Here is a 23,746-nt window from a genome sequence, read left to right as displayed (position 1 = left end):
GATGGTTACCGAGATCGGGTTCGTCAGCCTGCTGGTCGCCGGCCTGGGCGCGCTCGCCGGTGGCCTGGTCTACCTGGCCGTACGCATGTCAAGAGGGCGCTGGTGAGCTGTCGTGGCCGCCGGCGGAGAGGCGGAGTGAACCGGTGAGCGACGAGAACCCCCTGCAGCCGCCGCCGTGGCTGAACGCGCCGCCGGTCGACCCGTACCCCTACGAGGAGAGCCACGACCTGCGCGTCGGCCCGAAGCTGCATCCCGCGCTGGACGGCCTGCTGCCGTACGTCGGGGTGTGGCGCGGCCGGGGGCGGGGTGGCTTCCCCACCATCGAGGACTTCGACTTCGCGCAGGAGATCCGGATCAGCCACGACGGCCGGCCGTTCCTGTCCTACGAGTCGCGCGCCTGGCTGCTCGACGAGCAGAGCCGCCCGGTCCGCCCGGCGGGTCGCGAGGTCGGCTGGTGGCGGCCGGTGATGGACGGCGACCGGGCCACCGACGAGCTGGAGGCGCTGATGAGCGTCCCCACCGGCGTGATGGAGCTGCACATCGGCAAGCGCAAGGGCACCCAGATCGAGTTCGTCACCGACGCGGTGGTCCGTACGGCGACCGCCAAGGAGGTCACCGCCGGTCACCGCCTCTTCGGCATCGTCGAGGGCGCGCTGCTCTACGCCCAGGAGATGGCGGCCCTGGGCCACTCCCTCTCCCCCCACCTCTCCGCCCGCCTCACCCGGGTGGCCGGCTGACCCTCCTCCCGGGGGTCACGGGCGGGGAAAGCCCAGGAGCGCCTGGAGGGCGGGGGTGTGCGCGCAGCGGCGCAGCGGGACGGCGTCCAGGGTGCGGATCTCCGCGAGGCCACGGACGGACGAGCTGAGCCAGACGCCGTCGGCGGTACGCAGCTCGGCCGGGGTGACCAGGCGCTCCTCGGCGCGCAGGCCGAGTGCGTGGGCGTGCGCGAGCAGCCAGGCGGCGGTCACGCCCGGCAGGATGCCGGTCTCGGCGGCGGGCACCGTGCAGAGGGTGTCACCGGCCAGCCAGACCAGGTTGGCCGTCGGCCCCTCCAGCGCGTACCCGTCGGAGGAGACCCAGAGCGCGTCGTCCACGCCGGCGCGGGCGGTCCACCGGCGGGCGGCGGTGCTCACCGCGTACGAGATGGACTTGACCCCGGCCGGCAGCCAGTCGAGTTCGGCGCGGGCCCGCGCCGCGACGCCGAGCGGCAGGGTCGCCACGGTGATCCCGTCCCGGCGCGCCGCCCGGGTCGCCGCCGGCACCTCGCCCAGCGTGGCGTAGCCGGTGGGCGGGCCGCCCTCCGGGCCCCGGGTGCAGACCAGGCGCAGCGCCCCCTCGACCTCGGCGGGCCAGCCGGCGCGGACGGCGTCCAGCAGTTCGTCCAGCACGTCGGCGGCGGGCAGCGTCAGGTCGACGGCCGCCGCCGCCCGGGCGAGCCGGGCCAGGTGCGCGTCGCGCAGCCACGGCCGCCCGTCCCGCAGGTGCATCGTCTCGAAGAGCCCGTCGCCGTGCAGCACGCCCCGGTCGTCGCCGCGCAGCACCGGCTCGCCGGGCGGCACCAGCCCGCGGCCCGGCACGGCGATCCTCGACGCCACCATGACCGCCGAGCCTAGCCGCGGACCGGTCGACACCGGCGGCGCGCGTGGCGGGGCGAACTATGATCGGACGGTGTCCGAATCCTCCCTCGCGGAAATGCTCCGCGCCCGTGGGCTACGGCTGACGGCGCAACGGCAGTTGATCCTCCAGGCCGTGCTGGACCTTGGGCACGCCACCCCGGAGCAGGTGCACACCGCCGTCCGGGAGGTGGCCGCAGGGGTCAACATCACCACCATCTACCGCACGCTGGAGCTGCTGGAACGGCTCGGCCTGGTCACCCACACCCACCTCTCGCACGGCTCGCCGACCTATCACGCGGCCGGCGAGGACCAGCACGTCCACCTCGTCTGCCGGGGCTGTGGCGCGATCGACGAGATCGATCCGGAGCTGCTACGCCCGCTGGCCGACCAGTTGGCGAGCCAGCGCGGGTTCCGGGTGGACATCGGCCACGTCTCGTTCTTCGGCCTCTGCGTCCGCTGCGAGAACGGGGACCGGAAATGATCGACATCGCGGGCGCGGTGAGCGTCGAGAGCATCGACGAGGCCAGCCGCGACCAGCCCGAGCCGGCGCACGCGGCGGCCGGCGTGCGGGGCGTGGCGGCGCACTACGGCGACCCGATGCGCGAGCAGCGCACCCTCGACACGGCGGTCGGCCTGGTCGACCGGTCGCACCGGGGCGTCGTCGCGGTGCCGGGCGAGGAACGGATCGGCTGGCTGCACACCCTCACCAGCCAGCACCTCGCGCAGCTCGGTGCCGGCCAGGGCACCGAGCTGCTGGTGCTCTCCCCGCACGGGCACGTCGAGCAGCACGCCATGGTCGCCGAGGACGGCATCACCACCTGGCTCGACACCGAGCCGGGCGCCACCGCCGGCCTGCTGTCGTACCTGGAGCGGATGCGGTTCTTCAGCAAGGTCGAGCCGCGCGACGTGACGCCCGAGCACGCGCTGCTCTCCCTGGTCGGGCCGGAGGCGCCCGCCGCGGTGGAGACGCTCGGCGCGACCGGGCTGGCCGCGCCCGACGTGGTCGCGGTGCCGGGCCCGAAGTTCCGCTCCGGCGAGCTGCCGCCCCGGCCGACCGCGCTGTACGACGTGCGCCCGCTGCCCGTGGGCGGCTGGGCCCGCCGGGGCCCGCTCGGCGTGGACCTGCTGGTGCCCCGGGCCGCGATGGAGCAGGTGGTCACCCAGCTGCGGGGCAACGGGGTGCCGGTCGCCGGGCTGTGGGCGTACGAGGCGGTGCGGGTGGCCGCCCGGCGGGCCCGGGTCGGGGTGGACACCGACCACCGGACCATCCCGGCCGAGGTGGACCTGGTCGCCCCGGCCGTGCACCTGGACAAGGGCTGCTACCGGGGCCAGGAGACCGTGGCCCGGGTGCACAACATGGGCCGGCCGCCGCGTCGGCTCGTACTCCTGCACCTGGACGGGGTGACCACCGACCAGCCGCCGGTCGCCGGCACGCCGGTGACCCTCGACGGCCGGGCGGTCGGCTTCGTCGGCACGGCCGTGCACCACCACGAGCTGGGCCAGGTCGCCCTGGCCGTGGTCAAGCGCAACGTCGCCGACGACGCCCGCCTCCTGATCGGGGAGACTGCCGCCGCGATCGATCCGGCCTGACCGCCGATCGGCGAAAGAATCTCTGCTTCGTGGCGCTGAGGCCGGAAAAGTTCCGGTCGACTGGCTCGCTGACCTCGGTCTAGGATCCGGGCATGACGACAGGGACGTTGATCACGGTTGCCCCCACCGGCGCGGAGTCGGCCAAGGCCGAGGTGCCGGCGCTGCCGGTGACGCTCGACGAGCTGCTGCTGACCGCCAAGGAGTGCGAGGCGCTCGGCGCCGCCGTGATCCACGTCCACATCCGCGACGACGAGGCCAGGCCCACCCTGGACCAGGGGCGGCTGCGGGAGACCGTGACGGCGCTGCGCGAGAGCACCGACCTCGTCGTGCAGCTCTCCTCGGGCGGCGCGGTGACCGACCCGGAGGCCGACCGGCTCGCCGTGCTCGACGCCGGGCCGGACATGGCCTCCTGCACGATGGGCACGCTCAACTTCGGTGACGACGTCTTCCTCAACCGGTGGGAGTTCATCGTCGACCTGCACACCCGCATGCAGGAGCGCGGCATCGTGCCCGAGTACGAGATCTTCGACCTCGGCCACCTGACGGCCCTGCAACGGCTGCTCGGCAAGTACGGCCTGCCGGCCGGCGGGCACGTGCACGTCGACTTCGTGATGGGCGTACCGGGCGGCATGCCGGGCACCACCCAAGCCCTGGTCGCCGCCCACCAGGCACTGCGCGACCTGCCCGAGGGCACCACCTTCTCCGCCACCGGCATCGGCCGCAGCACCATCCCGGTCATGCTGGCCTCGCTCTCGGCCGGCGGGCACCTGCGGGTCGGCATGGAGGACACGGTGACCTACGCCAAGGGCCGCCCGGTCGAGTCCAACATGCAGCTCGTCGCCCGGGCGGTCGGCTTCGCCCAGCTCGCCCAGCGGCCGCCGCTGACCACCGCCGAGGCGCGCGGGCTGCTCGGCGTGCCGGCCGCCGGGCGGTAAGCGGCGACCCGGGCCGGCACTGCTGTACACCGGGTCGCCGACGACCTGCTCACCCGCCCGCCGACCGCTGCCGGAGCTGCCGGTACCGTCCACCCTGTGGGAAAGACGTACGAGGGCGGCGCGCCGCTCGCCGAGGTGGTCCGGTCGGGGTTCGTCGAGGGCGTGCACCGGGGCTCGGTGGTGGTGCTCGACGCCTCGGGGCAGACGGTGGCCGGCGCCGGGGACGTGACCTCCCCGGTCTTCCCGCGCTCGTCCAACAAGCCGATGCAGACGGTCGGGATGCTCCGCGCCGGGCTGACGCTGGCCGACCCCGCCGACGTGGCGCTGGTCTCGGCCAGCCACGCCGGGGAGGAGTTCCACCTGGCCCGGGTGGGCGCGTTGCTCGCCCGCGCCGGGCTGGACGAGTCGGCCCTGCACTGCCCGCCGGACCTGCCCGTGGGCGACGAGGCGCGGACGGCCGTGCTGCGGGCCGGCGGCGGCCCCACCCGTACGCAGATGAACTGCTCCGGCAAGCACAGCGGGATGCTGCTGACCTGCCTGGCCGCCGGCTGGCCGCTCGACGGGTACTGGCGTCCGGAGCACCCGTTGCAGCAGCGGCTCCGGGACGCGGTGGAGGAGTTCACGGGCGAGCCGGCTGCGGCGGTCGGGGTGGACGGCTGCGGCGCCCCGGTGCTCGCCGTCTCGCTGACGGGCCTGGCCGGGGCGTACCTCCGGCTCGTCTCGGCGGAGCCCGGCTCCGTGCCACGGACGGTGGCCGACGCGATGCGCGCCCACCCGGATCTGGTCGGCGGCACCCGGGCCGAGGACAGCCGGTTGATGCGGGGCGTGCCCGGGCTGCTCGCCAAGATCGGCGCCGAGGGGGTCGTCGCGGCGGCGGTGCCCGGGGTCGGCGCGGTCGCCCTCAAGATCGACGACGGCGCGGGCCGCGCCCGGATGCCGGTGCTGGTCTCCGCCCTGCGCCGCCTCGGGCTGGACGCGCCGGTGCTGACCGAGTACGCCGAACTGCCGCTCTTCGGCGGCGGCCTGCCGGTCGGTGCCGTCCGGCCGCTCTGGTAGCCGTTCAACCCGTCGTCGCGGCGTTCACCGGGCGTTCGAGGGGCGCGACGCGGCGTCGTCAGGGCGGGGAGCCAGGGTCGTCACTCGTATCCCATGGCCGGGATGACCTTGCCGAGTGCTTCCTCGATGAACTCGCGGGTGTCGTCGTCGAACTGGTTGTTGCGCTGCGCCAGCTTGTGCGACTGGAACGCCGAACGGGTTTCGAAGTCGTCGACGTCGAGCCGTTCGAACAGGGCGTGGCGCTGCCCGGGCCAGTCGGCTGCGAGATCTTCCGCCTTCACCTCGACGTATCGCCTGCCCGTCAGGTCGACCGTGTCCTTCCAGGTGAGCCACCGATCGTAGATCGGCTTGAGGTAGGCGAGCGCGCCGTCGACCGTGGCCGGCGCCCATGGCTGGGCCAGGTGGGATGCGAGCACTGAGACCGGGTGACGCTTGATGTGCACGATGGTCGCCTCGGGGACCAGTTCCCAGAGGAACTCCATGCACAGCAGGTTGAACGGCGTCTTCTCGCACCAGGTCGGCTTGCCCGCGTCGGCGGCTGCTCCGCCGAAGATGGTGTCGACCAGGCCCCGCAGGATTCCGAGTAGTTCGCTCCGGTCGCTGAAGTATCTGGGAACCACCCGCCGGCGGCTCAGCGGCTCGAACGGCCCGGCAGGACGGTCGGCGTTGCCGAAGCCTTCGGCGGGCGCGGGCTCGTCGAAGGTGTACGCGATCAACTGCGGCCAGAGCTGTTCCACCGCGTCCCGGTAGCGCCGCTCGCCGACCAGTTCGGGAACGGTCTTGCCGCGATCGTCGCGCCGGCCGGGCACTCGTACGGTGAGGAAGTCGCTCAGCCGGTGCAGGGCGTCCTCACCGACGGTGGGGTCGTATCGACCGGTGAGCGCGTCGGCCAGGTCCCGCAGGCCACCCGGGTCGACGAGGAACCTGGTCTCCATGGGAATCCGGTGGATCAGCGGATGTTCGCCGATGATGTCGGCGAGCCGTGACGTTCCCGAACGACCCGTACCCGCAACGAAGACGGGTGAGGGGGAAGGAGACATGGCGAGCAGTCAAACTCCCAGCCCGGCGCCCGTGCAATCCATTTATCACCTTCACCGGCCATCGCGAGCGACCGCCTCCACCGCCCACCTCCGCACCTCGCGGAAGCGGACGACGGGCCGTACCGCACCGTCGTCGACGACGGTGCGGGTGTCAGGGCAGGAAGTCGAGCAGGGCGGCGTTGACCGGGGCGGGTCGCTCCAGCGGCAGCAGGTGTCCGGCGTCGGGCACGTCGGGCAGGCGGACAGCGTCGGGCGCCTCGGCGGCGATCCGGTCGGCGAGGCGGCTGATGTCGGGCACGTCGGCCGCGCCGGCGCCGACCAGGACGGGCATCCGCAGCTCGTGGAGGCGGCCGATCGCGGGCGGGTCGAGTTCGGCGACGTCGACCGCGCTGAGCGCCAACTCGGCGGCGAGCGCCCGCTGGTCCATCTCGCGGGCGAAGGCGAGCAGCTCCGGGTCGACGTCGGCGGGCTCGCGGCCCGGGCCGACCACCCAGAAGCGCACCTCGCCGGCGGCGCTGGCGGCGAAGTCCTCCGGGTCGACCTCGCCCACCAGGCTCTCCCAGAGGTCGTTCGCCTCGTCCGACCATTCGTGGCCCGAGGCGGCGGTGCCGAGGAGGGCGAGCGCGCTCACCCGCTCCGGGTGGGCCAGCGCGGTGTCGATGGCGACGGCGCCGCCGAACGAGCAGCCGACCAGGGCGGCCCGGGGGAGGTCGAGCGCGTCGAGCAGCCCGGCCACGTCGTCGTGGTGGGCGAACGGGGTCGGCGGCAGCTCGGAGTCCCCGTACCCGCGCAGGTCGAGGGCGATCACCCGGTGCCGCGCGGCCAGCGGGCCGACCTGCTCCCGCCACATCCGCCGGTCGGCGATGCCGGCGTGCAGCAGGACGACGGGCGTGCCGCTGCCGGTGTCGTCGTACGCGAGCAGGGCGCCGTTCACCTCGATCTTGGTCACTGCGGCAAGGTACGCACCGGGAGACCGGGGCGCAACCGCCTTGTGCCGGCGCGGGCGTCGGGCGAGCGGCCCCAGGCGCGACTGCCGGGTGGTGCGGGGATCCCCGTCAGAGGCCGAACATCGGCAGGCAGGCCGCCACGGCGTGGACCGTCGCCGCCGGCCGCTCCTGTCGGCGCCACTTCGCGCGGGTGAGCCGTAGGCGATCGGACACCAGGGCCTCGTCACCGCGGGCGTCGACGGAGATGCCGTCGTGCTCGTAGCCGAGCTTGCGGGACACCCCCTGGGACGAGTGGTTGTCCTGGAAGACCTCGGTGAGCGCGGCATCGGCGCCGAGGTGGTCGAAGGCCAGCGTGAGCAGGCCGGCGCGGGCCTCGGTTCCGTAGCCCCTGCCCTGGTGTTCGATCCCGAGCCACGCCGACGTCGTGACCTGCCGGACGACCCGGAAGTCGCGCGCGCCGAGCGTGACCACGCCGAGCGGATTCCCGAGCCGGAAGACGCCGAGCCCGAGCCGCCACGCCGAGTCGCTCCACTCGGCGAGCCGGCCCCAGTGCCCCTGCAACACGGCGCGCGCCCGCTCCTCCGGGCCGCCGTCGGTCCACGGCGTCAGGAACGGGCGCTCGTCCGGACGGTGCACGCCCCGGCCCGCGAGATTCGCGAGTGCCGCCAGCTCCTCCTCGCGGGGCAGGCGAAGCTCAAGTCGTGGCGTGGAGATGGTGAGGCCGTAGAGGGGCCACAGGTCGGCGAGCACGGCTTGATCGTGACGATCGGGACCGCCGTGACGCCACCGGTTTACCGACGGCGACCGGCCCGCCGAAGCCTGAGCGGGCGTGGCCGTGGCGGCGGGATGAGACGTCGCTAACTCTGGTTAGCATTCTGCTTGCAGGAGCTAGCAGGGCGCGTTAGCGTCGGGCCATGGCCACTGGTAAGGACCTTCCCGACGTCGGCGGGTTCATTCGCGACCTGCGCCGCAACGCGAAGATCTCGCTGCGGCAGCTCGCCGAGCAGGCGGGGGTCAGCAACCCGTACCTCAGTCAGATCGAGCGCGGTCTGCGCAAGCCGAGCGCGGAGGTGCTCCAGCAGCTCGCCAGCGCGCTGCGCGTCTCCACCCCCGCGATGTACCTGCGGGCGGGGCTGCTCGACGACAAGGAGGGCCAGGGCGTGCTCGCGGCCATCTCCGTCGACCCCGACCTGACCATGGCGCAGAAGCAGTCGCTCACCCAGATCTACGAGACGTTCCGCCGGGAGAACGCGCGGCTCGCCGAGGCGACCGCGGCGGCCACCGGCGCGACGCCCACCGCCGGGGCCGAGGCCGCCGGCACGGGCACGCCGGATCCCGTCGGGGCCGCGCCCGACCTGGCCAACCTCGCCGCCACGGGCCCCACCACACCGGAGGGCACCCCGACCGAGGCCGTGCTGGAGTCGGTCGCCGTCACCGAGGCCGGCCCCGCCCCCGCACCGATCGACACCCCCGAGAAGAAGGCCGCCCGCGACGCGGCCCGGAAGGCCGCCGACGCGGCCGAAGAGGAGAAGTGATGACCCAGCCGAAGACCAGCCGCATCCCGGCCCCGATCTACGCCGCCGCGGGCGCGGGCGAGCTCGCCCTCCAGCAGCTGCGCAAGCTCCCCGCCGTGGTGACCGACCTCGGCACCAAGGTCGTCGCCGACCTGGGTGGCAAGGCCGTCGTCACCGGCGTCGAGCTGCGCCAGAAGGCCAACGACACGCTGCGTACGGCGAACCTGACCGCCGAGGGACTGCGCGAGAAGGCCGTCCCGGCCGAGCTGGACCTGAAGCGCCTGCGTGAGGCCGCCGACCTGAACAAGCTGCGTGAGGTCGCCGACCTGGAGCGGCTGCGCGAGGTCGCCGACCTCGACCGGCTCCGTGCGCTGGCCACCCGCAACGCCGCCGTGGTGGTCGCCGGCGCCCAGGCCGCACAGGAACGGGCGCAGGCCGCGTACGTCGCGCTGGTCGCCCGGGGTGAGCGGGTCGTCGGGGCCGGCGTGCTGGAGGCCGCCGAGACCGTGAACGCCGACATCGAGGCGACCGAGGCCGAGCCGGCCGAGGCCGTCGCGAAGCCGGCCACCGTGCGGTCCGTCACCGCCGACGTGCCGACCCCGGCCGTGACCACCGACGTGCCGACCCAGGCCGCGACCGACGAGGTGCCGACCCCGGCCGACGTGGCCGAGGTGCTGGAGGCCAAGCCGGCCGCCGCGAAGAAGGCGACGACCCGGGCCACCAAGGCCGCCAAGGCCGCCGCCGAGCCGGCCGCCACCCCGTCGGCGAAGCTGCCCCGGGCCACCAAGCGGACCCGCCCGGCCGCCGAGTAGATCGTTCCGCCGGTGACCCCGGATGCGTCCTGTCGGACGATCCGGGGTCACCGGCATAAGCTTGCCGACATGGCCTACGCCGCGCCGCTCTTCGCCTTCGATGTTCGCTACGTGATCGAGCTGATCCTGCTCGTCTTCGCGTTGGTCGTGCAGGGCATCGCCCTGGTGCACGCCATCACCCAGCGTTCCGACGCCTTCTCCGCCATCGGCACCCTGCCCAAGGGCGGCTGGATCGCCATCCTCGCCGTCTGCCTGGTGCTGACCCTGCTCGGCTTCGGCCCGATCAGCCTCTTCGGGCTCGTCGGCATCGCCGCCGGCCTGATCTACCTGCTCGACGTCCGGGTGGGGCTGCGCGACCTGAGCGACGGCAAAGGCTTCTGGTGAGGGGTTTCCGCTGGCCGCCCCCGCCGGACGGCGGGCCCCGCACCTGGGGGCCGGGCCCGGGTGGCCCGCGTACCGGCCGACCGGCCCTGCCGGAGCCGGACACCGAGCTGGTCGCCACGCCGCACGGCGTACACCTGGAGCAGCTCCTCACCGGCGCGGGTGACCCGGTCACGGTGTTCGCCCACGGGTTGGGCAACGGCATCGCCACCACCCGGCCCTTCGGCAGCGGGGTGACGGGCCGCAAGCTGTTCTTCCAGTTCCGCGGGCACGGCCGCTCCGACGCGCCGCCCGGCCCGTGGAGCTACCTGGACCTCGCCCGCGACCTGCGCGCGGTCGCCGACCTCGGCGGCGCCACCCGGGCCTTCGGCGCCAGCCTCGGCGCGGGCGCGCTCTGCCGGCTGCTCGCCGAGAGCCCCGAACGCTTCGAGCGACTCGTCGTCTTCCTGCCCGCGGCGCTCGACCGGCCGCGCGGCGAGGTCGCCCGGGCCCGGCTGACCGCCCTGTTCGAGGCCGTGGAGAGCGGCGACGCCGCCGCCGTGGCCGACGTGGTCCAGGCCGAGCTGCCGCCCGCCGTACGCAACACCCCGGCCGGCTGGGCCTACCTGCGCCAACGCCTCGACCAGCTCCTGCGCGACGGGCTCGCCCCGGGGCTGGCGAGCCTGCCCGAGCAGGCACCCCTGCGCGACGCCGGTTCGCTGGCCGCCGTCACCGCGCCGGCCCTGGTGATCGGCTGTGCCGGCGACGACCTGCACCCGGTCGAGGTCGCCGAGCAGCTCGCCGCCGCGCTGCCCCGGGCCACCCTGCACGTGTACGACCGGCCCGGCGTCCTCTGGACGGAACGCGCCGACCTGCGAAGCCGGATATCCGCCTTCCTCAACGAGTAACGTGCCCTGACATGGGCGTCACACACCACGGTCGTACGCACCGGCTGGACCTCGCCGATCCGACACTGCGGGAGTGGGAGTGCACGGTGCTGCACGCCGATCCCGCGCAGGGCATCGTGCTGGACCGGTCGGCGTTCTATCCGGGCGGCGGCGGGCAGCCGCCGGACCACGGCGTACTGCTCTGGCAGGGGGTGCAGACCCGCATCGCCGGCACCCGCAAGGGCGACGACCTCTGGCTGATCCCGGTCGAGGGCGACCCGTTGCCGCCGGCCGGCACGGCGGTCACCGGCGCGGTCGAGGACGACCGGCGCACCCGGCTGATGCGGACCCACTCCGGGCTGCACGTGCTCTGCGGGGTGGTGTTCCGCGACTTCGGCGCGCTCGTCACGGGCGGCAACATGGAGCCCATAGAGGCAACGCGATAACGTACTCCCCGTGCCCCCCAAGCCGCAGGTCAGAGCCGCCATCTACTGCCGTATCAGCCTCGCCCGCCTCGGCGACACCGTCAAGGTCGACGAGCAGGAGCTGGTCTGCCGCCGACTCGCCCAAGCCCGCAACTGGTCGGTTAGTCCCGAGCACGTTTACGTCGACAACTCCGTCTCCGCCTGGAAGCACACCGTGCGCCGCAAGGGCTGGGAGGCGATGCTCGAAGCCATCACCCGGGGCGAGATCGACGCCATCGTCGTCTATCACGGAGACCGACTCATCCGGCAGCCATGGGACCTGGAAGTCCTCCTGCGCCTGGCCCAGGCCGGCACGCTGCTCGCCTCACCCACCGGAGAACGGGACCTCGGCAACCCCGAGGACCAGTTCGTCCTACGCATTGAGGCCGCCGTAGCGAAGCGGGAAGTCGACAACACCAGTAGGCGGATGCGCGCCAAGTTCGACCGTCTCGCCGAGCAAGGGATCACCCGCCTCGGCGGGCGTGGCGGACGGGCTTACGGGTTCGAGCCCGACGGGCTGCACGTCCGTGACGCCGACGCAGTCGTCATCCGCGAGGTGGCCGGCCGAGTCCTCGCCGGCGAGCCGATGGGCGCCATCGTCCGCGACCTCAACCAGCGGGGCATCAGCACGGTCACCGGCGCGCCCTGGACCCACGGCAGCCTCAAAAAGGTACTCACGAAGCCCCGCATGGCGGGGCTTCTGTCGCATCGAGGGGTCATCGTCGGACCGGCCGCCTGGCCGGCCATTCTCGACCGCGAGACGTGGGAAGCGGTCGGCGCGGTCCTCGACCGCAAGGCCGCCACGTTCGACTACGCCTCCAACTCCCGCCGCTACCTGCTGTCCGGCATCGCCCGGTGCGGTCCATGCCAGCAGCCCGTCGCGGTGCGCATGAACAGCAGAGGCAGGCAGCTCACCGGATACGGATGCATCACGCCCGGCTGTCGCAAGACCCACCGGGCCATGCACCACCTCGACGAGTACGTCATCGGCGCGGTGTTGGCCCGGCTCGGCGACGAGAAGCTCCGCGCCCGGATGCAGCCTGTCGCCCCCGACACCGCGCCCCTAGTCGCCGAGCTGCAACGGTTGTCCAGTCGGCGCGAGCAGGTGATCGCCGAGTTCGGCGACGACGACGAGATGGGTGCCGACGTGCTCCGGCTGTCGGTGCGCCGGCTCGACAAGCGAATCGGGGAGCTGCGGGCGCAGGTAGCCGCCGCCCAGATGCCCACCATCCTCGACGGCATGTGGGGTATCGACCGGGCCGGCTGGGATGCCCTGGGACTGCACCGCCAGCGGGCGGCGGTCGGCGCGCTGCTGCGCATAACGATCAGGCCCTCGCGGAAGCGAGGGCCTGGGTTCGATCCGTCAACGGTGGATCTGGAGCCGGTCTAGGCGGTACGGCGCCGCCCGTTGCGCTGGGGCCGCCACCCGGCGAGGACCCGGTCGACCAGGCCGCGCAGGACGTCGCGCTCCTCTTCGCTGAGCTTCGAGGTCCCGCCGAGCATCTGCTCCAGCTCGACGACGATCGGGTCGCGCTCCACGACCGGGGGAGGGGTGGGCGGGGCAGCCAGCCCTGCCTGGTGCTGCTGTAGGTGGCCGGTCAGCACTAGGAGCTGCGTGTAGGGGGTTTCGCCCTTGGCTCGCTCCTCGGGCAGGGCGATGGCCGTGGCGAGCTTCTGGAGGCTGTCCGGGCGGGGGCGCTCGTGCCCACGGAACCACTTTGAGAGCTGACTGTGGGTCAGCCCAGCAGCCCTGGCCAGCGACGCTGTCGAGTCGGCGATCCCCAGGTTTTTCGCCCGAGCGATCACGAACGTGTAGAAGGCTTCGTGATCCCAGGTTGGCGTTCCCACGAGAACGGAGCCTAGGCGATTTTGCACGCGAGCGCGACCCACGGCGTACGCCACAGGGCCCCCGCGTATCCCGCCTCGACCGGCCGATATAGACGCAGGTTGAGCTACCGATGCGTTCGCCATATGTCGCAGCGTAGCCGACGGCTGGCGTTCTAGAAAAGCCATCCGTAGGACTTGTGTTCTCGACAGAACAGCGTCTAGCGTGGTGTTCGTGACAGAACAGCAGCCACGACCGCGGATGGTCTTCCTCGCCACCGAGTTCGACGCGGTGGTCGAGCCCATCGGTCACACCACCAAGGACGCCAAGGCCGCGTTCCTCGGCATCCCCCGGCCGACGTTCTCCAAGGTCGCCAACGGCAAGGCAGACCCCAACAACGAGTTCATCGCTCGGGTCTGGCTGGCCCTGCCAAAGGTGGCGCACCGCTTCTTCCGGGCGGAAGTCCGATGACCCGCCCGCTGCGCACCCCCGAAGAGATCCGGGCCGCCGGCGCTGCCGCGGTGGCCGACTTCCCGCCCCTCACCGACCGGCAGGTCGACCAGATGGCGGCGCTTCTGAGCCCGGTGCGCGACGAGGTGTGGCGCCCGCTCAACGAGCCCGACGCCGCGGTCGCCCCGGCGGCCGACGCCGCCTGAGACCCCGTCCGGGCCGCCCGGCCCGAGACACAGAACGGCGCCCCCGCAATCCGCCAAGACCGGCAGGGACGCCCGAACCCAGGGAGTATCGCATGACCCAGAGCCCCGACCAGGCCGCCCGCCTGGCAGAGCGCCAGAACAACACCGGCGAACTGCTCGCCACCAACAAGACCCAGCGCGAGATCGGCCACCGCTGGACCGTCACCGGCGAGCACGGGCAAGTCTCCTACGACCTGCTCGGCAACCACCTCGCCCTGCTCGACCCGGCCGGCGAGGTCATCGACTCGATGGGCCGCCGCCACGCCGACGAGGTCCGCGCGTTGGCCGACGCCGACGACGACCAGAGCGTGTACGAGCTGCTCGCCGGCCACTACCGCACCGAGCTGGCCGGCGGTGCCCGATGAGCACCCGCGAGGAACTGATCGCCGGGCTGCGCGCCCTGGCTGACTTCTACGAGGCCAACCCGACCATGCCGGCCCCGTGGCGTCCCCGCCTCGTGCCCGCCGACGGCCTGCCGGGTGACTGGTCCACCGAGGTGTGCGACGCCACCCGGGACCGCATCGAGCTGGCCTACGCCCCCGTCATCCACCTCGCCCACTGGAGGGCCGCCGCATGAGCATCGTCTCCGTCACCATCCGCATGCAGGACCGCCCCGACGGACCCGTCACCGAACTGACCACCATCGGCGAGCATGTCGCCCCCGGCCTGGCCATCACGCCGGCCACCGAAGACAACAAGCTCCACGGCGGCTGGATCATCACCCACACCCCCAGCGGCCAGTTGGTGTTCCCCATCTCCGGCTGCCTCACCTGCGTGCGCTACGCCACCCGATGGCTGACCGCCTCCGGCATCGACTGGACCCGCGCCAACGACGTGGTCACCGCCGACCCCGACGTCAAGCAGGCTGTCTTGGACTTCGCCTGCACCGTCGACGACACGTGCGACGGCCCGGACTGCGGGGGCGTGGCCGACACCATGCCCGAGGCGGCCTGACATGGCCCGCCTGCTCCTGGCCCTGGTCGCGCTCGCCGCGATCATCGCCGCCGCCTACCTCGCCGGCCGGCTCGTCGAACGCCACCACGCCGCCGCCGACTGGCGCACCGCCCGCGCCGAGCTGGACGCCCTCGACGCCGCCCTGGTCGCGATCCCCGCCGACGCCATCGAGCACCGGCAGGAAGTCGCCGCCCACCACCGGGCGCACCGGCGGGCCGCCGTGGAGCGCCTCGACACCTACTACCTCGACATGAGGAGCCCGGCGTGACCACCCCGAACGGCCGGCCGTCGCGCCGCCGCCGGCTCGCCAACCTCGCCGCCCTGACCGTCCTCGCCTGGGTCCCGATCGCCGGACCCCTCCTGATCTGGAGCCACGCATGACCACCAACGACATCGACGCCATCCGCCCCGCCACCGACCTGCTGATCGCACAGATGCGCGAGACGCTCGGCGAGATCCAGGCCCACGAGCACCCGACCCGGGGCGAGGACTTCTACTGCCTCAACCTCGTGAGCTGGCTCGGGGAGCGCATGGGCCCGGTGCTCCGCCGCCTCGCCGACGAGCAGTCCGAGACGTTCAAGTGGCGGCAGAAGCACACCGCCCTGGCCGACGAGTTCACCGCCGAGGCCACCCGGCTGCAGGCCGAGCTGGCCGAGACGCGCGCCGCCCTCGACCACGCCAACCGCGAACTCGCTGGCACCCGCGCCGACCGCGACAGCGCCGTCAAGGCCAACACCGCCTGGGCCAACCAGGTCGACGCCAAGGACGTCGACGGCCCGTGGAAGGCCCTCATCGTCCACGAGGGCTACACCGAGGACGACTTCTCCGAGCTGAACCCTGACGACGAGGTCGACATCGTCATCGTCCGCGACACCGCCCTGCCGGACGACGAAGGCCGGATGCCCGGCACCTACAAGTCCGCCGACGTCGCCTTCAAAACCGAGGACATCTACGTCGACGGCGACGGCGGCACCGACGGCCCCACCATGTTCGCCCGCGCCCAGGCGATGTCCGCCGGCCTGAACGCGGCGGAGGTGGCCTGATGCGCGGCTGGTCCTTCGAACGCTTCGGCTCATGGGAGATCCGCGAGGCAACGGGCTCGCCGTGGATCGTCAGCGCCTCCATCGACTCCAACGGCTTCGACCTGATGCTCGTCCGCTGGGAGATCCGGTACGTCCGGAAGTCCAGCCGGGCGGAGGTGGCCCGGTGACCCTCGCCGACCTGCACCCCACCGGCTGGCTGCGCACCCTCACCACCGCCGTCTTCGGCCCCGACCACCCCGGCGCCGACGACACCTGGCCCGACCAGCTCCGCACCACCGGCACCCAGCCCGGCCGGCACCGCACCGACGACACCCCCACCGCCGTCATGCCCGCCATCCGCCGCCGGCCCGCCGCCGCACTCACCGCCCACCCGCACTGGCCCGTCATCGACCCCGACCTCGGGCCCCTCGTGCCCGGGCCGCTGGAGCCCGCCGTCATCGCCGACCACCTCGCCGCTGTGAACGGCGTCAACACCGGAGGAGTGCTGTGACCGCCCCGACCCTCGACCGCTCCACCGACCTCAACTGGCGGCTGCGCGGCCAGTGCCTCGACGTGAACCCCGACCTCATGCACCCCGAGCGCGGCGACCGCAGCGGGCAGGTGGTGGCCAAGGCCGTCTGCAACGGCTGCCCCGTCGCCCAGCAGTGCCTCGACGACGCCAACCTCACCGGCGACTTCGGCGGCGTCCGCGCCGGCCTCACCGGCGACGAGCGCCGCGCCCAGTACGGCGTCCTCACCGAGCGGGCCTGCATGGGATGCGGCGGCGGCTTCACGCCCCGCACCCACAACCAGCACCGCTGCACCACCTGCTCCCGCGCCGACACCCACCACAAGGCGGCCACCCGATGACCACCACCGAGGTGCTCGTCACCGAGCCCGGCATCTACCCGGACATGCCCGAGGACGTCTACCACGCCGACCCCGTCCCCGGCGGCAGCCTCTCCTCGTCCGGCGCCCGCAAGCTCGTCCCGCCGAAGACCCCCGCCCACTACCGGCACGACGTCGACAACCCGCCGCCGTCCCGCGAGGACTTCGACCTCGGCAAGGCCTTCCACACCCGCGTGCTCGGCGTCGGCGCCGCCATCGTCGTCGTCGACGCCAAGACGTGGCAGACCAAAGCCGCACGGGAGGCCCGCGCCGAGGCGTACGCCGCCAGCCAGGTGCCGCTGCTCGTCCACCAGGCCGAGCAGGTCGACGCCATGGCCGCCGCCGTCCGCCGCCACCCGCTCGCCGCGGCCCTGCTGTCCAAGGGCCAGCCCGAACAGTCGCTGTTCTGGACCGACGAGCGCACCGGCATCTGGCGCCGCGCCCGCCTCGACTGGCTGCGCACCGACGCCATCGTCGACCTCAAGAGCTGCGAGTCCGCCGACGAGGAGCACGTCGCCAAGGCCATCGCCCGCTACGGCTACCACGCCCAGGCCGACTACTACCTCGACGGCGCCCGGACGCTCGGCCTCGGTGACCTGCCGTTCCTGTTCGTGTTCGTCGAGAAGGCCCCGCCGCACCTCGTGCACGTCGTGCAACTCGGCGCCGACGAGCTGGCCGCCGGCCGCCACCTCAACAACAAGGCCATCGACCTGTTCGCCGAGTGCCAGCGCACCGGCGAGTGGCCCGGTTACCCGGCCGACATCACCACCATCTCGCTGCCCCCGTACGCCCTCCGAGACCAGGAGTTCTGATGCCCGGCGCCCGCAACGACGACGGCTACTTCATCGAGCCGTACGTCTTCGAGTCCACCGTCACGCAGCCCGACGGCATCCGCGTCCACGTCTCCATCAGCGTCCCGCCCGACGCCGCCTGGAAGGACACCCCGGAGACCGCCGAGGTCGCCCAGATGACCGCCTCGCGCGCCCTCGCCCAGATCAACGCCAGCAAGGAAAGGGTCCCGTTCTGATGAGCGACCTCGTGATCCGCAACGACCAGCACCTCGACATCCCCACCGGCACCGAGCCGGCCACCGCCCAGCTCGTGCAGTGGGCCCAGGCCGCCGACGCCGCCGGACGCTTCGCCGAGGTCGTCTGCAACACCTCCGCCGTCCCGCAGGCCTACCGGGGCAAGCCCGCCGAGGCCGCCGCCGCGATCCTCGCCGGCGCCGAGGTCGGCCTCAGCCCCATGGCCAGCCTCCGGGCGTTCGACAACATCCAGGGCACCCCCGCGCCGAAGGCCATCACGCTGCGGGCCATCGCACAGGGCCTCGGCCACGAGGTGCGCATCGACCAGTCCACCGCCGCCATGGCTGTCGTGTCCGGCCGCCGCAAGGGCGACACCGAGTGGCAGACCTCCACCTGGGACCTGGAGCGGGCCCAGCAGATGGGCCTCACGAGCAAGAGCCAGTGGAAGCAGCAGCCCGGCGCCATGCTCGTCGCCCGCGCCACCGCCGAGGTGTGCCGGTGGATCGCCTCCGACGCGATCATGGGCATGCCCTACACCGCCGAGGAGATCCGCGACCAGGGCGTCACCGTCGAGCACCGGCCCGCGCCGCGGCTCGTGACCGCCGCCGACTTCATCGAGCCCGCGAGCCCGCCGGCCATCACCGGGCGCGAGGACGACAACGAGCCGCTGCTGACCGTCGCCGAGGTGCTCGACGAGATCGCCGCCGCGCAGACCCAGCAGCGCCTCGACGAGATCAAGGCCCTCTGCTACCAGCAGGGGCACCGCGGGCAGGACGTCCGCGACGCCTGGTCCGCCCGCTCCGCCCAGCTCGCCGAGGCGGCCTGACATGCCCGCCGCCACCAACGCCCGCGCAGACGGCACCCGCCGGTGGACCTGCACCGCCCATCCCCGGCACGTCGCCGGCTGCACCGAATGCCAGCAGCGCAGCGCCGCACGATGCCGCATCCGAAACCGGCAGATCGCCTACGGCACCTGGCGAGGCATGACCGACGCCACCGCCGCCACCGAACACGTCGCCAAGCTCGTCGCCGAAGGCTGGTCCGCCCGCAGGATCGCCGAAGCCGCGGACGTCGCACGCGCCGTCGTCCACCGGCTCGTCAACCGCACCGCCGTCGAGCTGTTTCCCGAAACCAACGACGCGATCCTCGCCCTTCCCGTCGTCCCCTGCGACCCGGCGGGCGGCGTCTACGTCGACTCCACCGGCACCGCCCGCCGTTTGCAGGCCCTCACCGCCATCGGCTACGACGCCAACAAACTCGCTGCCGAACTCGGCATCGCGGGACAACCCGTCCGCCGCTGGCGCCGTCAAACCCGGCCCAAGATCGCGGCCCGCTACCACAAGATGATCGCCGGCCTGTACGAGCGACTCGCACTCACCCCCGGTACGTCCGCCGAAGCCCGCCGGCTTGCCGCCCGCAAGGGCTGGGCGGGTCCGCTCGCCTGGGACGACATCGACGACCCCAACGAGCAGCCCCACCTCGACGGGCCCAAGACGGACACCGACGACTTCGACCCGGTCACCGTCGGCCAGGCCGTCGACGGCGACCTCACCTACGAGCAGCTCGCCGCCCACCGGCCCGACGTCGTCGAGACCGTCCGGCGACTCGCCCCCAGTCACAGCGACACCGACATCGCCCACTTCCTGCGCTGGCCCGGCCGCTACGACCTGCGCGCCGACGGCATCAGCCGGGCCGCCCGAACCATCGAGAAGCTGCGCCGCGACCACGGCATCCCCGGCCGCCGGCAGGCGCCCTCCATCGCGCCGCGCATCCGACGCCGCACCGCCCAGGCCGCCTGATGACGGCCCGCCCTGACACCGGAACCGGCCGGGACACCCGCGCTCACGTCGCGGCAGGGCGCCACCCACACCGACACGACGACCACCAGGAGGACCCGATGCGCACCACCTCCACCCAGCCGGCCGACGAGCCGCGGGACCTGCTCCAGGCCCTCCTCATCGAGCGGTACGGCCCCATCACCGACACCGCCCGCGAACGGGCCGCCACCCCCGCCGAACTCATCCGGCTCCCGCAGCGACGCCGCGCCGAGCGGAGGGCAGCGGCATGAGGGCCGCGACCGTCGACTGCCCGCTCTGCGGCGTGACCGTCCTCGGGCAGGGCCACAGCGTCGTCGAGGCGACCTCGACCGCCATCGACGCCCTCGACCAGCACATCAACGACCACCACCAGCACAACCCCGAAGGAGACCAGGCCTGATGCCTTGGTTCAAGGTCGACGACGGGCTCCACGCCCACATGAAGGCGGTGCGCGCCGGAGTCCCAGCGATGGGCCTCTGGGTGCTCGCCGGGTCCTGGTCGTCCAACCAGCTCACCGACGGCTGGGTGCCCGACTACATCGTCGCCCGCCTCGACCCCGACTACCGGGAGCACGCCGCCACCCTCGTCCGGGCCGGCCTGTGGGTCGAAGACGAGCACGACGGCGACAAGGGCTGGCGATTCCACCAGTGGGACGAGCATCAGCCGTCGTCCGAGTCGGTGCTCGCGAAGCGCGAAGCTGCGCGCGAACGCATGCGCCGCATTCGTGAGCAGCGCGGTGCAGGTTCGCAGGATGTTCGCGCGAACGTGCGCGAGAACTTCGCGGGAAGTGCGCCTAACCCCGACCCGACCCGACCCGACCCGACCCGAACTTCCTACGGAAGTTCCGTTGGGCACCCCACCGCGTCGCCTCCGGCGCCGCCCAAGACCCGACGCGGTACCCGCATCCCCGAGGACTTCTCGATCAGCCCCGCCATGCGCGCCTGGGCCCGGCAGAACGCCGCCAACGTCGACCTCACCATCGAGACCGCGAACTTCGTCGACCACTGGACCGCCAAGTCCGGCCAGGACGCCACCAAGGTCGACTGGAACGCCACCTGGCAGGTCTGGATGCGCAAGGCCCAGCAGTGGAGCGGCAACCGCCCCGCCGGCGCCGCCGGCAACCGCACCAGCGGAGCGAACCGGCACATCGACCGGCGAACCGACAACCCCTTCGCCGGCGGCGCCAACGCCACCGTCGCCAGCCAGCACACCGGAGGCGCCCGATGACCGCCGAACTCATCCGCAACCCGCTGCGGGACTGGCAGGCGCGAATCCGCGCGCACGCCGTCATCGACGACACCACGCCCAGCCTCGACGAGCTGCGCGAGGAAGCCGACCGCGCCGAGATGGAAGCCATCCGAGCCAGGCAGGCCGCGAACCGGGCCATCGCCTACACCCGCCGCCGGCCCAGCCGCTACGCCGAAGCCAGCTACAGCCTGCTGCACCCCGAGCAGGACCCCGACGGCAAGATCAGCCGGTGGCGGGCCAGCGGGCCGCGGGCGCTACTGCTTGCCGGCCCGGCCCGCACCGGGAAGACGACCGCCGCGTACGCCATCGCCAACGACAGCCACGCCCACGACCTGTGGGTGATGGTGTGGACCGCCCCCGACCTGTCTGCCGCGCTCAAGCCCGACGGCGAGCCCTTCGCCTACGACTACGCCACCGGCTGCGACCTTCTGGTGCTCGACGACCTTGGCCGCGAGCGAGTCACCGACTGGTGGCTGGAGCAGCTCCAGCGGGTCCTCGACGAGCGGTGCGCCCAGGAGCGGCGGCTCGTCGTCACCTGCAACACCACCATGCCGGCCGACGACGACGACCGCGCGCCCGCAGAGGTGGCCTACGAGCAGCTCGTCACTCGCTACGGCCACCCGATCGTCGAGCGGCTCATCGACGGCGGCGGCGTCCTCGTCCTCGACGGGCCCGCCGTCCGCCAGGTGGTGACCGAATGGTGACCCGCCTCGACGCCGAGCAGGTCGAGCGCAACGAACGCGGCATCGCCGCCTGCCGAGCCGTCGTCGACCAGGCCCTCGCCCGCCGCGACCAGCCCGCCGACGACGAGCAGCCGAAGACCCGCTCCGACGAGCTGCTCGTTGCCGCCCGCCAGCGCGCCGCCCTCGACCGCCTCCGCCGCCCACTCACCCAGAGGAGCCCCCGATGAGCCCCGACTACTACGCCGAGTGCACCTGCGACATCAACAGCGACCCCGGCCCCCACCGCCCCTACTGCGCCACCGAGCAGACCCCGCCCACCGAGCAGAACAACGACGACGAGGTGCCGGCATGAGCGCGTCCCGCCGCAAGGGCACCAGCTGGGAGTCGGCCATCGTCGACTACCTCACCGCCAACGGCGCCACCCAGACCGAACGCCGCGCCCTCTGCGGCACCAACGACCGCGGCGACATCGCAGGCATCCCCGGCCTCGTCATCGAGGCGAAGAACGAGAAGCGCATCGACCTCGCCGGCTACGTCACCGAAGCCGAGCAGGAGCGCACCAACGACGGCGCCCGCATCGGCCTCGCCTGGGTCAAGCGCCGCGGCAAGACGTCGCCCGGTGACGCGTACGTCGTCATGACCGGCGCCAACCTCGTGCGGCTCCTGACCGACGCCGGCTACATCCGCGAGCCCGCGCCGGTGGTGGTGCCGCACCAGACCGGCCACACCGACCACACGCCCGCCAAGGAGACGTCGTGACCCGCCCCGCCCGCACCCTCACCCTCGCCGCCACCTACATCGGCACCATCGCCGCCGCCAACTGGGCCGTCGCCACCTACGGCGCCATCCCCATCGGCCTCGGCCTGCTCGCCCCCGCCGGAGTCCTCTTCGCCGGCCTCGCCTTCACCCTCCGCGACCTGCTCCACGAAGCCGCCGGCGCCGCCTGGACCATCGCCGCCATCGCCGCCGGCACCGCCCTGTCGGTGGCCATCGCCGGACCCGGGCTCGCACTCGCCGCCGGCGCCGCGTTCCTCGTCTCCGAACTGGCAGACCTCGCCGTCTACACGCCGCTGCGCCGCCGCCGCTGGCTACTGGCGGTCGCCGCCTCCAACGTGGTCGGGCTCGTCGTCGACTCCGCGCTGTTCCTGTGGCTCGCCTTCGGGTCGCTGGCGTTCCTGCCCGGGCAGATCCTCGGCAAGACCTACATGACCGTCGCCGCCGTGATCGCGCTCGCCACCATCCGGGCCCACCGCCGGACGGTCGTGGCCTGATGGACTTCTACGTCGGCGCCGACACCCACTGGCTCGCCCGAGCCGGCTACCCGCTGATGGTGTCCCACGGCCGCCTGCGCGACCGCGTCAACCTGCCCCGCGCCGCCGCCCCCTGGGTCTGCGACAGCCGAGGCTTCACCGAACTCCAGCAGCACGGCCGGTGGACCTTCACCCCCCGCCAATACGTGGACGCCCTGCGCCGCTACCGCGACGACATCGGCCAACTCGTGTGGGCATCCCCGCAGGACTGGATGTGCGAGCCCGTCGTCATCCAGGGCGGCACCTTCCACGGCGAGACCTTCGCCGGCACCGGCCTTACCGTCGCCGAGCACCAGCGGCGCACCGTCGACAACCTGCTCGAACTGCGGGCCCTGCTCGACCAGCCCGGCGACCCGCACATCGTGCCCGCCCTTCAGGGCTGGGAGCCGGCCGACTACCTGCGCTGCTGGGAGATGTACGACGCCGCCGGCATCGACCTGCTCGCCGAACCCGTCGTCGGCCTCGGCTCCACCTGCCGCCGCGAAGCCACCAGCGAGGTCAAGGAGCTGGTGGAGGCGTTCGCAGCGCGCGGGGTGCGGCTGCACGCGTACGGCGCAAAGACCCGCGGCCTGCTCATGTACGGGCAGTTGATCGCTTCCGCTGACAGCTTCTCGTGGTCGTTCGGAGGCCGCCGTCGGGTGGGTCGCTGCCGGCACGGGGTCGTCAAGTGGGAAGCCAACTGCCCGGTCCGCGCCCGCGAGTGGCGCGACACCGTGCTCGCCAACATCGCCACCGCGCACCGCCGGCCGCACCAGGGGTCGCTGGTCGACATGTTCGGGGTGGCGGCGTGAGCATCGCCCGTACCACCGAAAGCTGTGCTCAGAGGGCACGGATTGATCAAGGAAGGAACGCCCGATGATCTCCCGACTCGTCTACGTCACCTGCGATCGCTGCGGGGCCCCGGCAGACATGGACGCCATGGCAGACGACGCCGCAGAGGCCCGGCTGCGTGCTCGTCGGCACGGCTTCACCCGGACGTCGGCCGGTGGTGGCGTCCCGAAGCGCGAAGACCTGTGCCCGAAGTGCTCGGCCAGCGCCGCCCCTGCATCGCGATAACT

General features: G+C 73.0%; 39 protein-coding genes and 1 pseudogene. 35 read left to right on the top strand and 5 right to left on the bottom strand.

Going from position 1 to position 23,746, the window contains the following annotated elements; all coding sequences use genetic code 11:
• The first annotated feature begins 1 nt into the window (after nucleotide 1).
• Entirely contained in the window at nucleotides 2–106 is a 105-nt protein-coding gene (mtfM, locus tag OG989_RS04350; RefSeq protein ID WP_036376929.1) for a small membrane protein MtfM, read from the top strand.
• A gap of 37 nt (nucleotides 107–143) precedes the next feature.
• A complete protein-coding gene (locus tag OG989_RS04345; RefSeq protein WP_151452972.1) occupies nucleotides 144–737 on the top strand; it encodes an FABP family protein in 594 nt (197 codons plus the stop codon).
• A 15-nt stretch (nucleotides 738–752) separates the two neighbouring features.
• Here the strand turns inward: OG989_RS04345 and OG989_RS04340 are convergent, their stop codons facing one another.
• Nucleotides 753–1,598, bottom strand: coding sequence for an aminotransferase class IV (locus OG989_RS04340; protein WP_327029754.1), 846 nt, complete (start codon nucleotides 1,596–1,598; stop codon nucleotides 753–755).
• A gap of 70 nt (nucleotides 1,599–1,668) precedes the next feature.
• Here OG989_RS04340 and OG989_RS04335 point away from each other — a divergent pair, with 70 nt between their 5' ends.
• From OG989_RS04335 to OG989_RS04320, 4 genes are all read left to right on the top strand, one after another.
• Complete coding sequence (locus tag OG989_RS04335) at nucleotides 1,669–2,097, top strand: Fur family transcriptional regulator (protein WP_132230754.1); 429 nt, start codon at nucleotides 1,669–1,671, stop codon at nucleotides 2,095–2,097.
• Nucleotides 2,094–3,206, top strand: a complete 1,113-nt coding sequence (ygfZ, locus tag OG989_RS04330; RefSeq protein WP_151452974.1) for a CAF17-like 4Fe-4S cluster assembly/insertion protein YgfZ — start codon at nucleotides 2,094–2,096, stop codon at nucleotides 3,204–3,206. Before OG989_RS04335 ends, ygfZ begins: the two co-directional genes overlap by 4 nt.
• A 92-nt stretch (nucleotides 3,207–3,298) precedes the next feature.
• A complete protein-coding gene (locus tag OG989_RS04325) occupies nucleotides 3,299–4,141 on the top strand; it encodes a 3-keto-5-aminohexanoate cleavage protein (RefSeq protein WP_327029753.1) in 843 nt (280 codons plus the stop codon).
• Nucleotides 4,142–4,237: 96 nt separating this feature from the next.
• Nucleotides 4,238–5,197, top strand: a complete 960-nt coding sequence (locus OG989_RS04320) for an asparaginase (protein WP_151452976.1) — start codon at nucleotides 4,238–4,240, stop codon at nucleotides 5,195–5,197.
• A gap of 80 nt (nucleotides 5,198–5,277) precedes the next feature.
• On the opposite strand, the gene OG989_RS04315 is transcribed toward OG989_RS04320, so the two are convergent.
• The 3 genes from OG989_RS04315 to OG989_RS04305 form a co-directional block, all read right to left on the bottom strand.
• Nucleotides 5,278–6,132 carry a sulfotransferase family protein gene (locus OG989_RS04315; RefSeq protein WP_327029752.1) on the bottom strand — a complete coding sequence of 285 codons (855 nt, stop codon included), beginning with the start codon at nucleotides 6,130–6,132 and terminating at the stop codon, nucleotides 5,278–5,280.
• 256 nt (nucleotides 6,133–6,388) lie between these two features.
• The gene (locus tag OG989_RS04310) at nucleotides 6,389–7,186 is read right to left on the bottom strand and encodes an alpha/beta fold hydrolase (protein ID WP_132230759.1); all 798 of its coding nucleotides are present in this window, start codon (nucleotides 7,184–7,186) and stop codon (nucleotides 6,389–6,391) included.
• A 106-nt stretch (nucleotides 7,187–7,292) separates the two neighbouring features.
• A complete protein-coding gene (locus tag OG989_RS04305; protein WP_151452979.1) occupies nucleotides 7,293–7,934 on the bottom strand; it encodes a GNAT family N-acetyltransferase in 642 nt (213 codons plus the stop codon).
• 164 nt (nucleotides 7,935–8,098) lie between these two features.
• Between OG989_RS04305 and OG989_RS04300 the strand changes: the two genes are divergently transcribed.
• From OG989_RS04300 to OG989_RS04275, 6 genes and pseudogenes are all read left to right on the top strand, one after another.
• Entirely contained in the window at nucleotides 8,099–8,719 is a 621-nt protein-coding gene (locus OG989_RS04300) for a helix-turn-helix domain-containing protein (RefSeq protein ID WP_151452980.1), read from the top strand.
• Complete coding sequence (locus OG989_RS04295; protein WP_327029751.1) at nucleotides 8,716–9,510, top strand: hypothetical protein; 795 nt, start codon at nucleotides 8,716–8,718, stop codon at nucleotides 9,508–9,510. The genes OG989_RS04300 and OG989_RS04295 overlap by 4 nt, the downstream gene beginning before the upstream one ends.
• 69 nt (nucleotides 9,511–9,579) lie before the next feature.
• Nucleotides 9,580–9,894 carry a DUF2516 family protein gene (locus OG989_RS04290; RefSeq protein WP_151452982.1) on the top strand — a complete coding sequence of 105 codons (315 nt, stop codon included), beginning with the start codon at nucleotides 9,580–9,582 and terminating at the stop codon, nucleotides 9,892–9,894.
• Complete coding sequence (locus OG989_RS04285) at nucleotides 9,891–10,778, top strand: alpha/beta fold hydrolase (protein WP_327029750.1); 888 nt, start codon at nucleotides 9,891–9,893, stop codon at nucleotides 10,776–10,778. Before OG989_RS04290 ends, OG989_RS04285 begins: the two co-directional genes overlap by 4 nt.
• An 11-nt stretch (nucleotides 10,779–10,789) precedes the next feature.
• Nucleotides 10,790–11,194: pseudogene (locus OG989_RS04280) on the top strand (alanine--tRNA ligase-related protein); the annotation flags it as partial.
• Nucleotides 11,195–11,213: 19 nt separating this feature from the next.
• Entirely contained in the window at nucleotides 11,214–12,611 is a 1,398-nt protein-coding gene (locus OG989_RS04275) for a recombinase family protein (protein ID WP_327029749.1), read from the top strand.
• Here OG989_RS04275 and OG989_RS04270 read toward each other — a convergent pair.
• Complete coding sequence (locus OG989_RS04270; protein WP_327029748.1) at nucleotides 12,608–13,069, bottom strand: helix-turn-helix domain-containing protein; 462 nt, start codon at nucleotides 13,067–13,069, stop codon at nucleotides 12,608–12,610. The genes OG989_RS04275 and OG989_RS04270 overlap by 4 nt on opposite strands.
• A gap of 211 nt (nucleotides 13,070–13,280) precedes the next feature.
• On the opposite strand from OG989_RS04270, the gene OG989_RS04265 reads away from it, so the two are divergent.
• From OG989_RS04265 to OG989_RS04155, 23 genes are all read left to right on the top strand, one after another.
• A complete protein-coding gene (locus OG989_RS04265; protein ID WP_327029747.1) occupies nucleotides 13,281–13,517 on the top strand; it encodes a hypothetical protein in 237 nt (78 codons plus the stop codon).
• Nucleotides 13,514–13,702, top strand: a complete 189-nt coding sequence (locus tag OG989_RS04260; RefSeq protein WP_327029746.1) for a hypothetical protein — start codon at nucleotides 13,514–13,516, stop codon at nucleotides 13,700–13,702. The genes OG989_RS04265 and OG989_RS04260 overlap by 4 nt, the downstream gene beginning before the upstream one ends.
• 92 nt (nucleotides 13,703–13,794) lie before the next feature.
• Entirely contained in the window at nucleotides 13,795–14,106 is a 312-nt protein-coding gene (locus OG989_RS04255) for a hypothetical protein (RefSeq protein ID WP_327029745.1), read from the top strand.
• A complete protein-coding gene (locus tag OG989_RS04250) occupies nucleotides 14,103–14,318 on the top strand; it encodes a hypothetical protein (RefSeq protein ID WP_327029744.1) in 216 nt (71 codons plus the stop codon). The genes OG989_RS04255 and OG989_RS04250 overlap by 4 nt, the downstream gene beginning before the upstream one ends.
• A complete protein-coding gene (locus tag OG989_RS04245) occupies nucleotides 14,315–14,695 on the top strand; it encodes a hypothetical protein (RefSeq protein WP_327029743.1) in 381 nt (126 codons plus the stop codon). Before OG989_RS04250 ends, OG989_RS04245 begins: the two co-directional genes overlap by 4 nt.
• A gap of 1 nt (nucleotide 14,696) precedes the next feature.
• Nucleotides 14,697–14,963: a hypothetical protein gene (locus OG989_RS04240; RefSeq protein WP_327029742.1), complete on the top strand. Its 267-nt coding sequence runs from the start codon at nucleotides 14,697–14,699 to the stop codon at nucleotides 14,961–14,963.
• 109 nt (nucleotides 14,964–15,072) lie between these two features.
• Nucleotides 15,073–15,738 carry a hypothetical protein gene (locus tag OG989_RS04235; protein WP_327029741.1) on the top strand — a complete coding sequence of 222 codons (666 nt, stop codon included), beginning with the start codon at nucleotides 15,073–15,075 and terminating at the stop codon, nucleotides 15,736–15,738.
• Nucleotides 15,738–15,905 carry a hypothetical protein gene (locus OG989_RS04230; protein WP_327029740.1) on the top strand — a complete coding sequence of 56 codons (168 nt, stop codon included), beginning with the start codon at nucleotides 15,738–15,740 and terminating at the stop codon, nucleotides 15,903–15,905. Before OG989_RS04235 ends, OG989_RS04230 begins: the two co-directional genes overlap by 1 nt.
• The gene (locus OG989_RS04225) at nucleotides 15,902–16,228 is read left to right on the top strand and encodes a hypothetical protein (protein ID WP_327029739.1); all 327 of its coding nucleotides are present in this window, start codon (nucleotides 15,902–15,904) and stop codon (nucleotides 16,226–16,228) included. The genes OG989_RS04230 and OG989_RS04225 overlap by 4 nt, the downstream gene beginning before the upstream one ends.
• Nucleotides 16,225–16,587 carry a WhiB family transcriptional regulator gene (locus OG989_RS04220; RefSeq protein ID WP_327029738.1) on the top strand — a complete coding sequence of 121 codons (363 nt, stop codon included), beginning with the start codon at nucleotides 16,225–16,227 and terminating at the stop codon, nucleotides 16,585–16,587. The genes OG989_RS04225 and OG989_RS04220 overlap by 4 nt, the downstream gene beginning before the upstream one ends.
• The gene (locus OG989_RS04215; protein WP_327029737.1) at nucleotides 16,584–17,417 is read left to right on the top strand and encodes a PD-(D/E)XK nuclease-like domain-containing protein; all 834 of its coding nucleotides are present in this window, start codon (nucleotides 16,584–16,586) and stop codon (nucleotides 17,415–17,417) included. The genes OG989_RS04220 and OG989_RS04215 overlap by 4 nt, the downstream gene beginning before the upstream one ends.
• Nucleotides 17,417–17,632 (top strand): hypothetical protein, encoded by a 216-nt coding sequence (locus OG989_RS04210; protein ID WP_327029736.1) that lies wholly within the window; start codon nucleotides 17,417–17,419, stop codon nucleotides 17,630–17,632. Before OG989_RS04215 ends, OG989_RS04210 begins: the two co-directional genes overlap by 1 nt.
• The gene (locus OG989_RS04205; protein WP_327029735.1) at nucleotides 17,632–18,456 is read left to right on the top strand and encodes a hypothetical protein; all 825 of its coding nucleotides are present in this window, start codon (nucleotides 17,632–17,634) and stop codon (nucleotides 18,454–18,456) included. The genes OG989_RS04210 and OG989_RS04205 overlap by 1 nt, the downstream gene beginning before the upstream one ends.
• A 1-nt stretch (nucleotide 18,457) precedes the next feature.
• A complete protein-coding gene (locus OG989_RS04200; protein ID WP_327029734.1) occupies nucleotides 18,458–19,429 on the top strand; it encodes a hypothetical protein in 972 nt (323 codons plus the stop codon).
• A gap of 98 nt (nucleotides 19,430–19,527) precedes the next feature.
• Nucleotides 19,528–19,698, top strand: coding sequence for a hypothetical protein (locus tag OG989_RS04195; RefSeq protein ID WP_327029733.1), 171 nt, complete (start codon nucleotides 19,528–19,530; stop codon nucleotides 19,696–19,698).
• Nucleotides 19,695–19,847 carry a hypothetical protein gene (locus OG989_RS04190; protein WP_327029732.1) on the top strand — a complete coding sequence of 51 codons (153 nt, stop codon included), beginning with the start codon at nucleotides 19,695–19,697 and terminating at the stop codon, nucleotides 19,845–19,847. Before OG989_RS04195 ends, OG989_RS04190 begins: the two co-directional genes overlap by 4 nt.
• A complete protein-coding gene (locus OG989_RS04185; protein WP_327029731.1) occupies nucleotides 19,847–20,674 on the top strand; it encodes a hypothetical protein in 828 nt (275 codons plus the stop codon). The genes OG989_RS04190 and OG989_RS04185 overlap by 1 nt, the downstream gene beginning before the upstream one ends.
• Nucleotides 20,671–21,399 (top strand): ATP-binding protein, encoded by a 729-nt coding sequence (locus OG989_RS04180; protein WP_327029730.1) that lies wholly within the window; start codon nucleotides 20,671–20,673, stop codon nucleotides 21,397–21,399. The genes OG989_RS04185 and OG989_RS04180 overlap by 4 nt, the downstream gene beginning before the upstream one ends.
• Entirely contained in the window at nucleotides 21,393–21,605 is a 213-nt protein-coding gene (locus OG989_RS04175) for a hypothetical protein (protein ID WP_327029729.1), read from the top strand. The genes OG989_RS04180 and OG989_RS04175 overlap by 7 nt, the downstream gene beginning before the upstream one ends.
• A complete protein-coding gene (locus tag OG989_RS04170; RefSeq protein WP_327029728.1) occupies nucleotides 21,602–21,730 on the top strand; it encodes a hypothetical protein in 129 nt (42 codons plus the stop codon). The genes OG989_RS04175 and OG989_RS04170 overlap by 4 nt, the downstream gene beginning before the upstream one ends.
• Entirely contained in the window at nucleotides 21,727–22,137 is a 411-nt protein-coding gene (locus OG989_RS04165) for a hypothetical protein (protein ID WP_327029727.1), read from the top strand. The genes OG989_RS04170 and OG989_RS04165 overlap by 4 nt, the downstream gene beginning before the upstream one ends.
• Entirely contained in the window at nucleotides 22,134–22,649 is a 516-nt protein-coding gene (locus tag OG989_RS04160; RefSeq protein ID WP_327029726.1) for a VUT family protein, read from the top strand. Before OG989_RS04165 ends, OG989_RS04160 begins: the two co-directional genes overlap by 4 nt.
• A complete protein-coding gene (locus OG989_RS04155) occupies nucleotides 22,649–23,479 on the top strand; it encodes a deazapurine DNA modification protein DpdA family protein (protein WP_327029725.1) in 831 nt (276 codons plus the stop codon). Before OG989_RS04160 ends, OG989_RS04155 begins: the two co-directional genes overlap by 1 nt.
• Nucleotides 23,480–23,746: the final 267 nt, after the last annotated feature.

Origin of the sequence: Micromonospora sp. NBC_01740, assembly GCF_035920365.1 — a bacterium.
Classification (GTDB): domain Bacteria; phylum Actinomycetota; class Actinomycetes; order Mycobacteriales; family Micromonosporaceae; genus Micromonospora; species Micromonospora reichwaldensis.
The sequence above is the reverse complement of the archived record's forward strand: the minus strand, read 5'-3'. Positions and strand labels throughout refer to the sequence as shown.

Excerpts from the sequence above, each read along its gene's own strand:
- mtfM (WP_036376929.1), top strand. The coding sequence starts at position 2 with ATGGTTACCGAGATCGGGTTCGTCAGCCTGCTGGTCGCCGGCCTGGGC.
- OG989_RS04340 (WP_327029754.1), bottom strand. The coding sequence starts at position 1,598 with ATGGTGGCGTCGAGGATCGCCGTGCCGGGCCGCGGGCTGGTGCCGCCC.
- ygfZ (WP_151452974.1), top strand. The coding sequence starts at position 2,094 with ATGATCGACATCGCGGGCGCGGTGAGCGTCGAGAGCATCGACGAGGCC.
- OG989_RS04325 (WP_327029753.1), top strand. The coding sequence starts at position 3,299 with ATGACGACAGGGACGTTGATCACGGTTGCCCCCACCGGCGCGGAGTCG.
- OG989_RS04315 (WP_327029752.1), bottom strand. The coding sequence starts at position 6,132 with ATGGAGACCAGGTTCCTCGTCGACCCGGGTGGCCTGCGGGACCTGGCC.
- OG989_RS04300 (WP_151452980.1), top strand. The coding sequence starts at position 8,099 with ATGGCCACTGGTAAGGACCTTCCCGACGTCGGCGGGTTCATTCGCGAC.
- OG989_RS04290 (WP_151452982.1), top strand. The coding sequence starts at position 9,580 with ATGGCCTACGCCGCGCCGCTCTTCGCCTTCGATGTTCGCTACGTGATC.
- OG989_RS04260 (WP_327029746.1), top strand. The coding sequence starts at position 13,514 with ATGACCCGCCCGCTGCGCACCCCCGAAGAGATCCGGGCCGCCGGCGCT.
- OG989_RS04255 (WP_327029745.1), top strand. The coding sequence starts at position 13,795 with ATGACCCAGAGCCCCGACCAGGCCGCCCGCCTGGCAGAGCGCCAGAAC.
- OG989_RS04250 (WP_327029744.1), top strand. The coding sequence starts at position 14,103 with ATGAGCACCCGCGAGGAACTGATCGCCGGGCTGCGCGCCCTGGCTGAC.
- OG989_RS04245 (WP_327029743.1), top strand. The coding sequence starts at position 14,315 with ATGAGCATCGTCTCCGTCACCATCCGCATGCAGGACCGCCCCGACGGA.
- OG989_RS04240 (WP_327029742.1), top strand. The coding sequence starts at position 14,697 with ATGGCCCGCCTGCTCCTGGCCCTGGTCGCGCTCGCCGCGATCATCGCC.
- OG989_RS04235 (WP_327029741.1), top strand. The coding sequence starts at position 15,073 with ATGACCACCAACGACATCGACGCCATCCGCCCCGCCACCGACCTGCTG.
- OG989_RS04230 (WP_327029740.1), top strand. The coding sequence starts at position 15,738 with ATGCGCGGCTGGTCCTTCGAACGCTTCGGCTCATGGGAGATCCGCGAG.
- OG989_RS04215 (WP_327029737.1), top strand. The coding sequence starts at position 16,584 with ATGACCACCACCGAGGTGCTCGTCACCGAGCCCGGCATCTACCCGGAC.
- OG989_RS04210 (WP_327029736.1), top strand. The coding sequence starts at position 17,417 with ATGCCCGGCGCCCGCAACGACGACGGCTACTTCATCGAGCCGTACGTC.
- OG989_RS04205 (WP_327029735.1), top strand. The coding sequence starts at position 17,632 with ATGAGCGACCTCGTGATCCGCAACGACCAGCACCTCGACATCCCCACC.
- OG989_RS04200 (WP_327029734.1), top strand. The coding sequence starts at position 18,458 with ATGCCCGCCGCCACCAACGCCCGCGCAGACGGCACCCGCCGGTGGACC.
- OG989_RS04195 (WP_327029733.1), top strand. The coding sequence starts at position 19,528 with ATGCGCACCACCTCCACCCAGCCGGCCGACGAGCCGCGGGACCTGCTC.
- OG989_RS04190 (WP_327029732.1), top strand. The coding sequence starts at position 19,695 with ATGAGGGCCGCGACCGTCGACTGCCCGCTCTGCGGCGTGACCGTCCTC.
- OG989_RS04185 (WP_327029731.1), top strand. The coding sequence starts at position 19,847 with ATGCCTTGGTTCAAGGTCGACGACGGGCTCCACGCCCACATGAAGGCG.
- OG989_RS04180 (WP_327029730.1), top strand. The coding sequence starts at position 20,671 with ATGACCGCCGAACTCATCCGCAACCCGCTGCGGGACTGGCAGGCGCGA.
- OG989_RS04175 (WP_327029729.1), top strand. The coding sequence starts at position 21,393 with ATGGTGACCCGCCTCGACGCCGAGCAGGTCGAGCGCAACGAACGCGGC.
- OG989_RS04170 (WP_327029728.1), top strand. The coding sequence starts at position 21,602 with ATGAGCCCCGACTACTACGCCGAGTGCACCTGCGACATCAACAGCGAC.
- OG989_RS04165 (WP_327029727.1), top strand. The coding sequence starts at position 21,727 with ATGAGCGCGTCCCGCCGCAAGGGCACCAGCTGGGAGTCGGCCATCGTC.
- OG989_RS04155 (WP_327029725.1), top strand. The coding sequence starts at position 22,649 with ATGGACTTCTACGTCGGCGCCGACACCCACTGGCTCGCCCGAGCCGGC.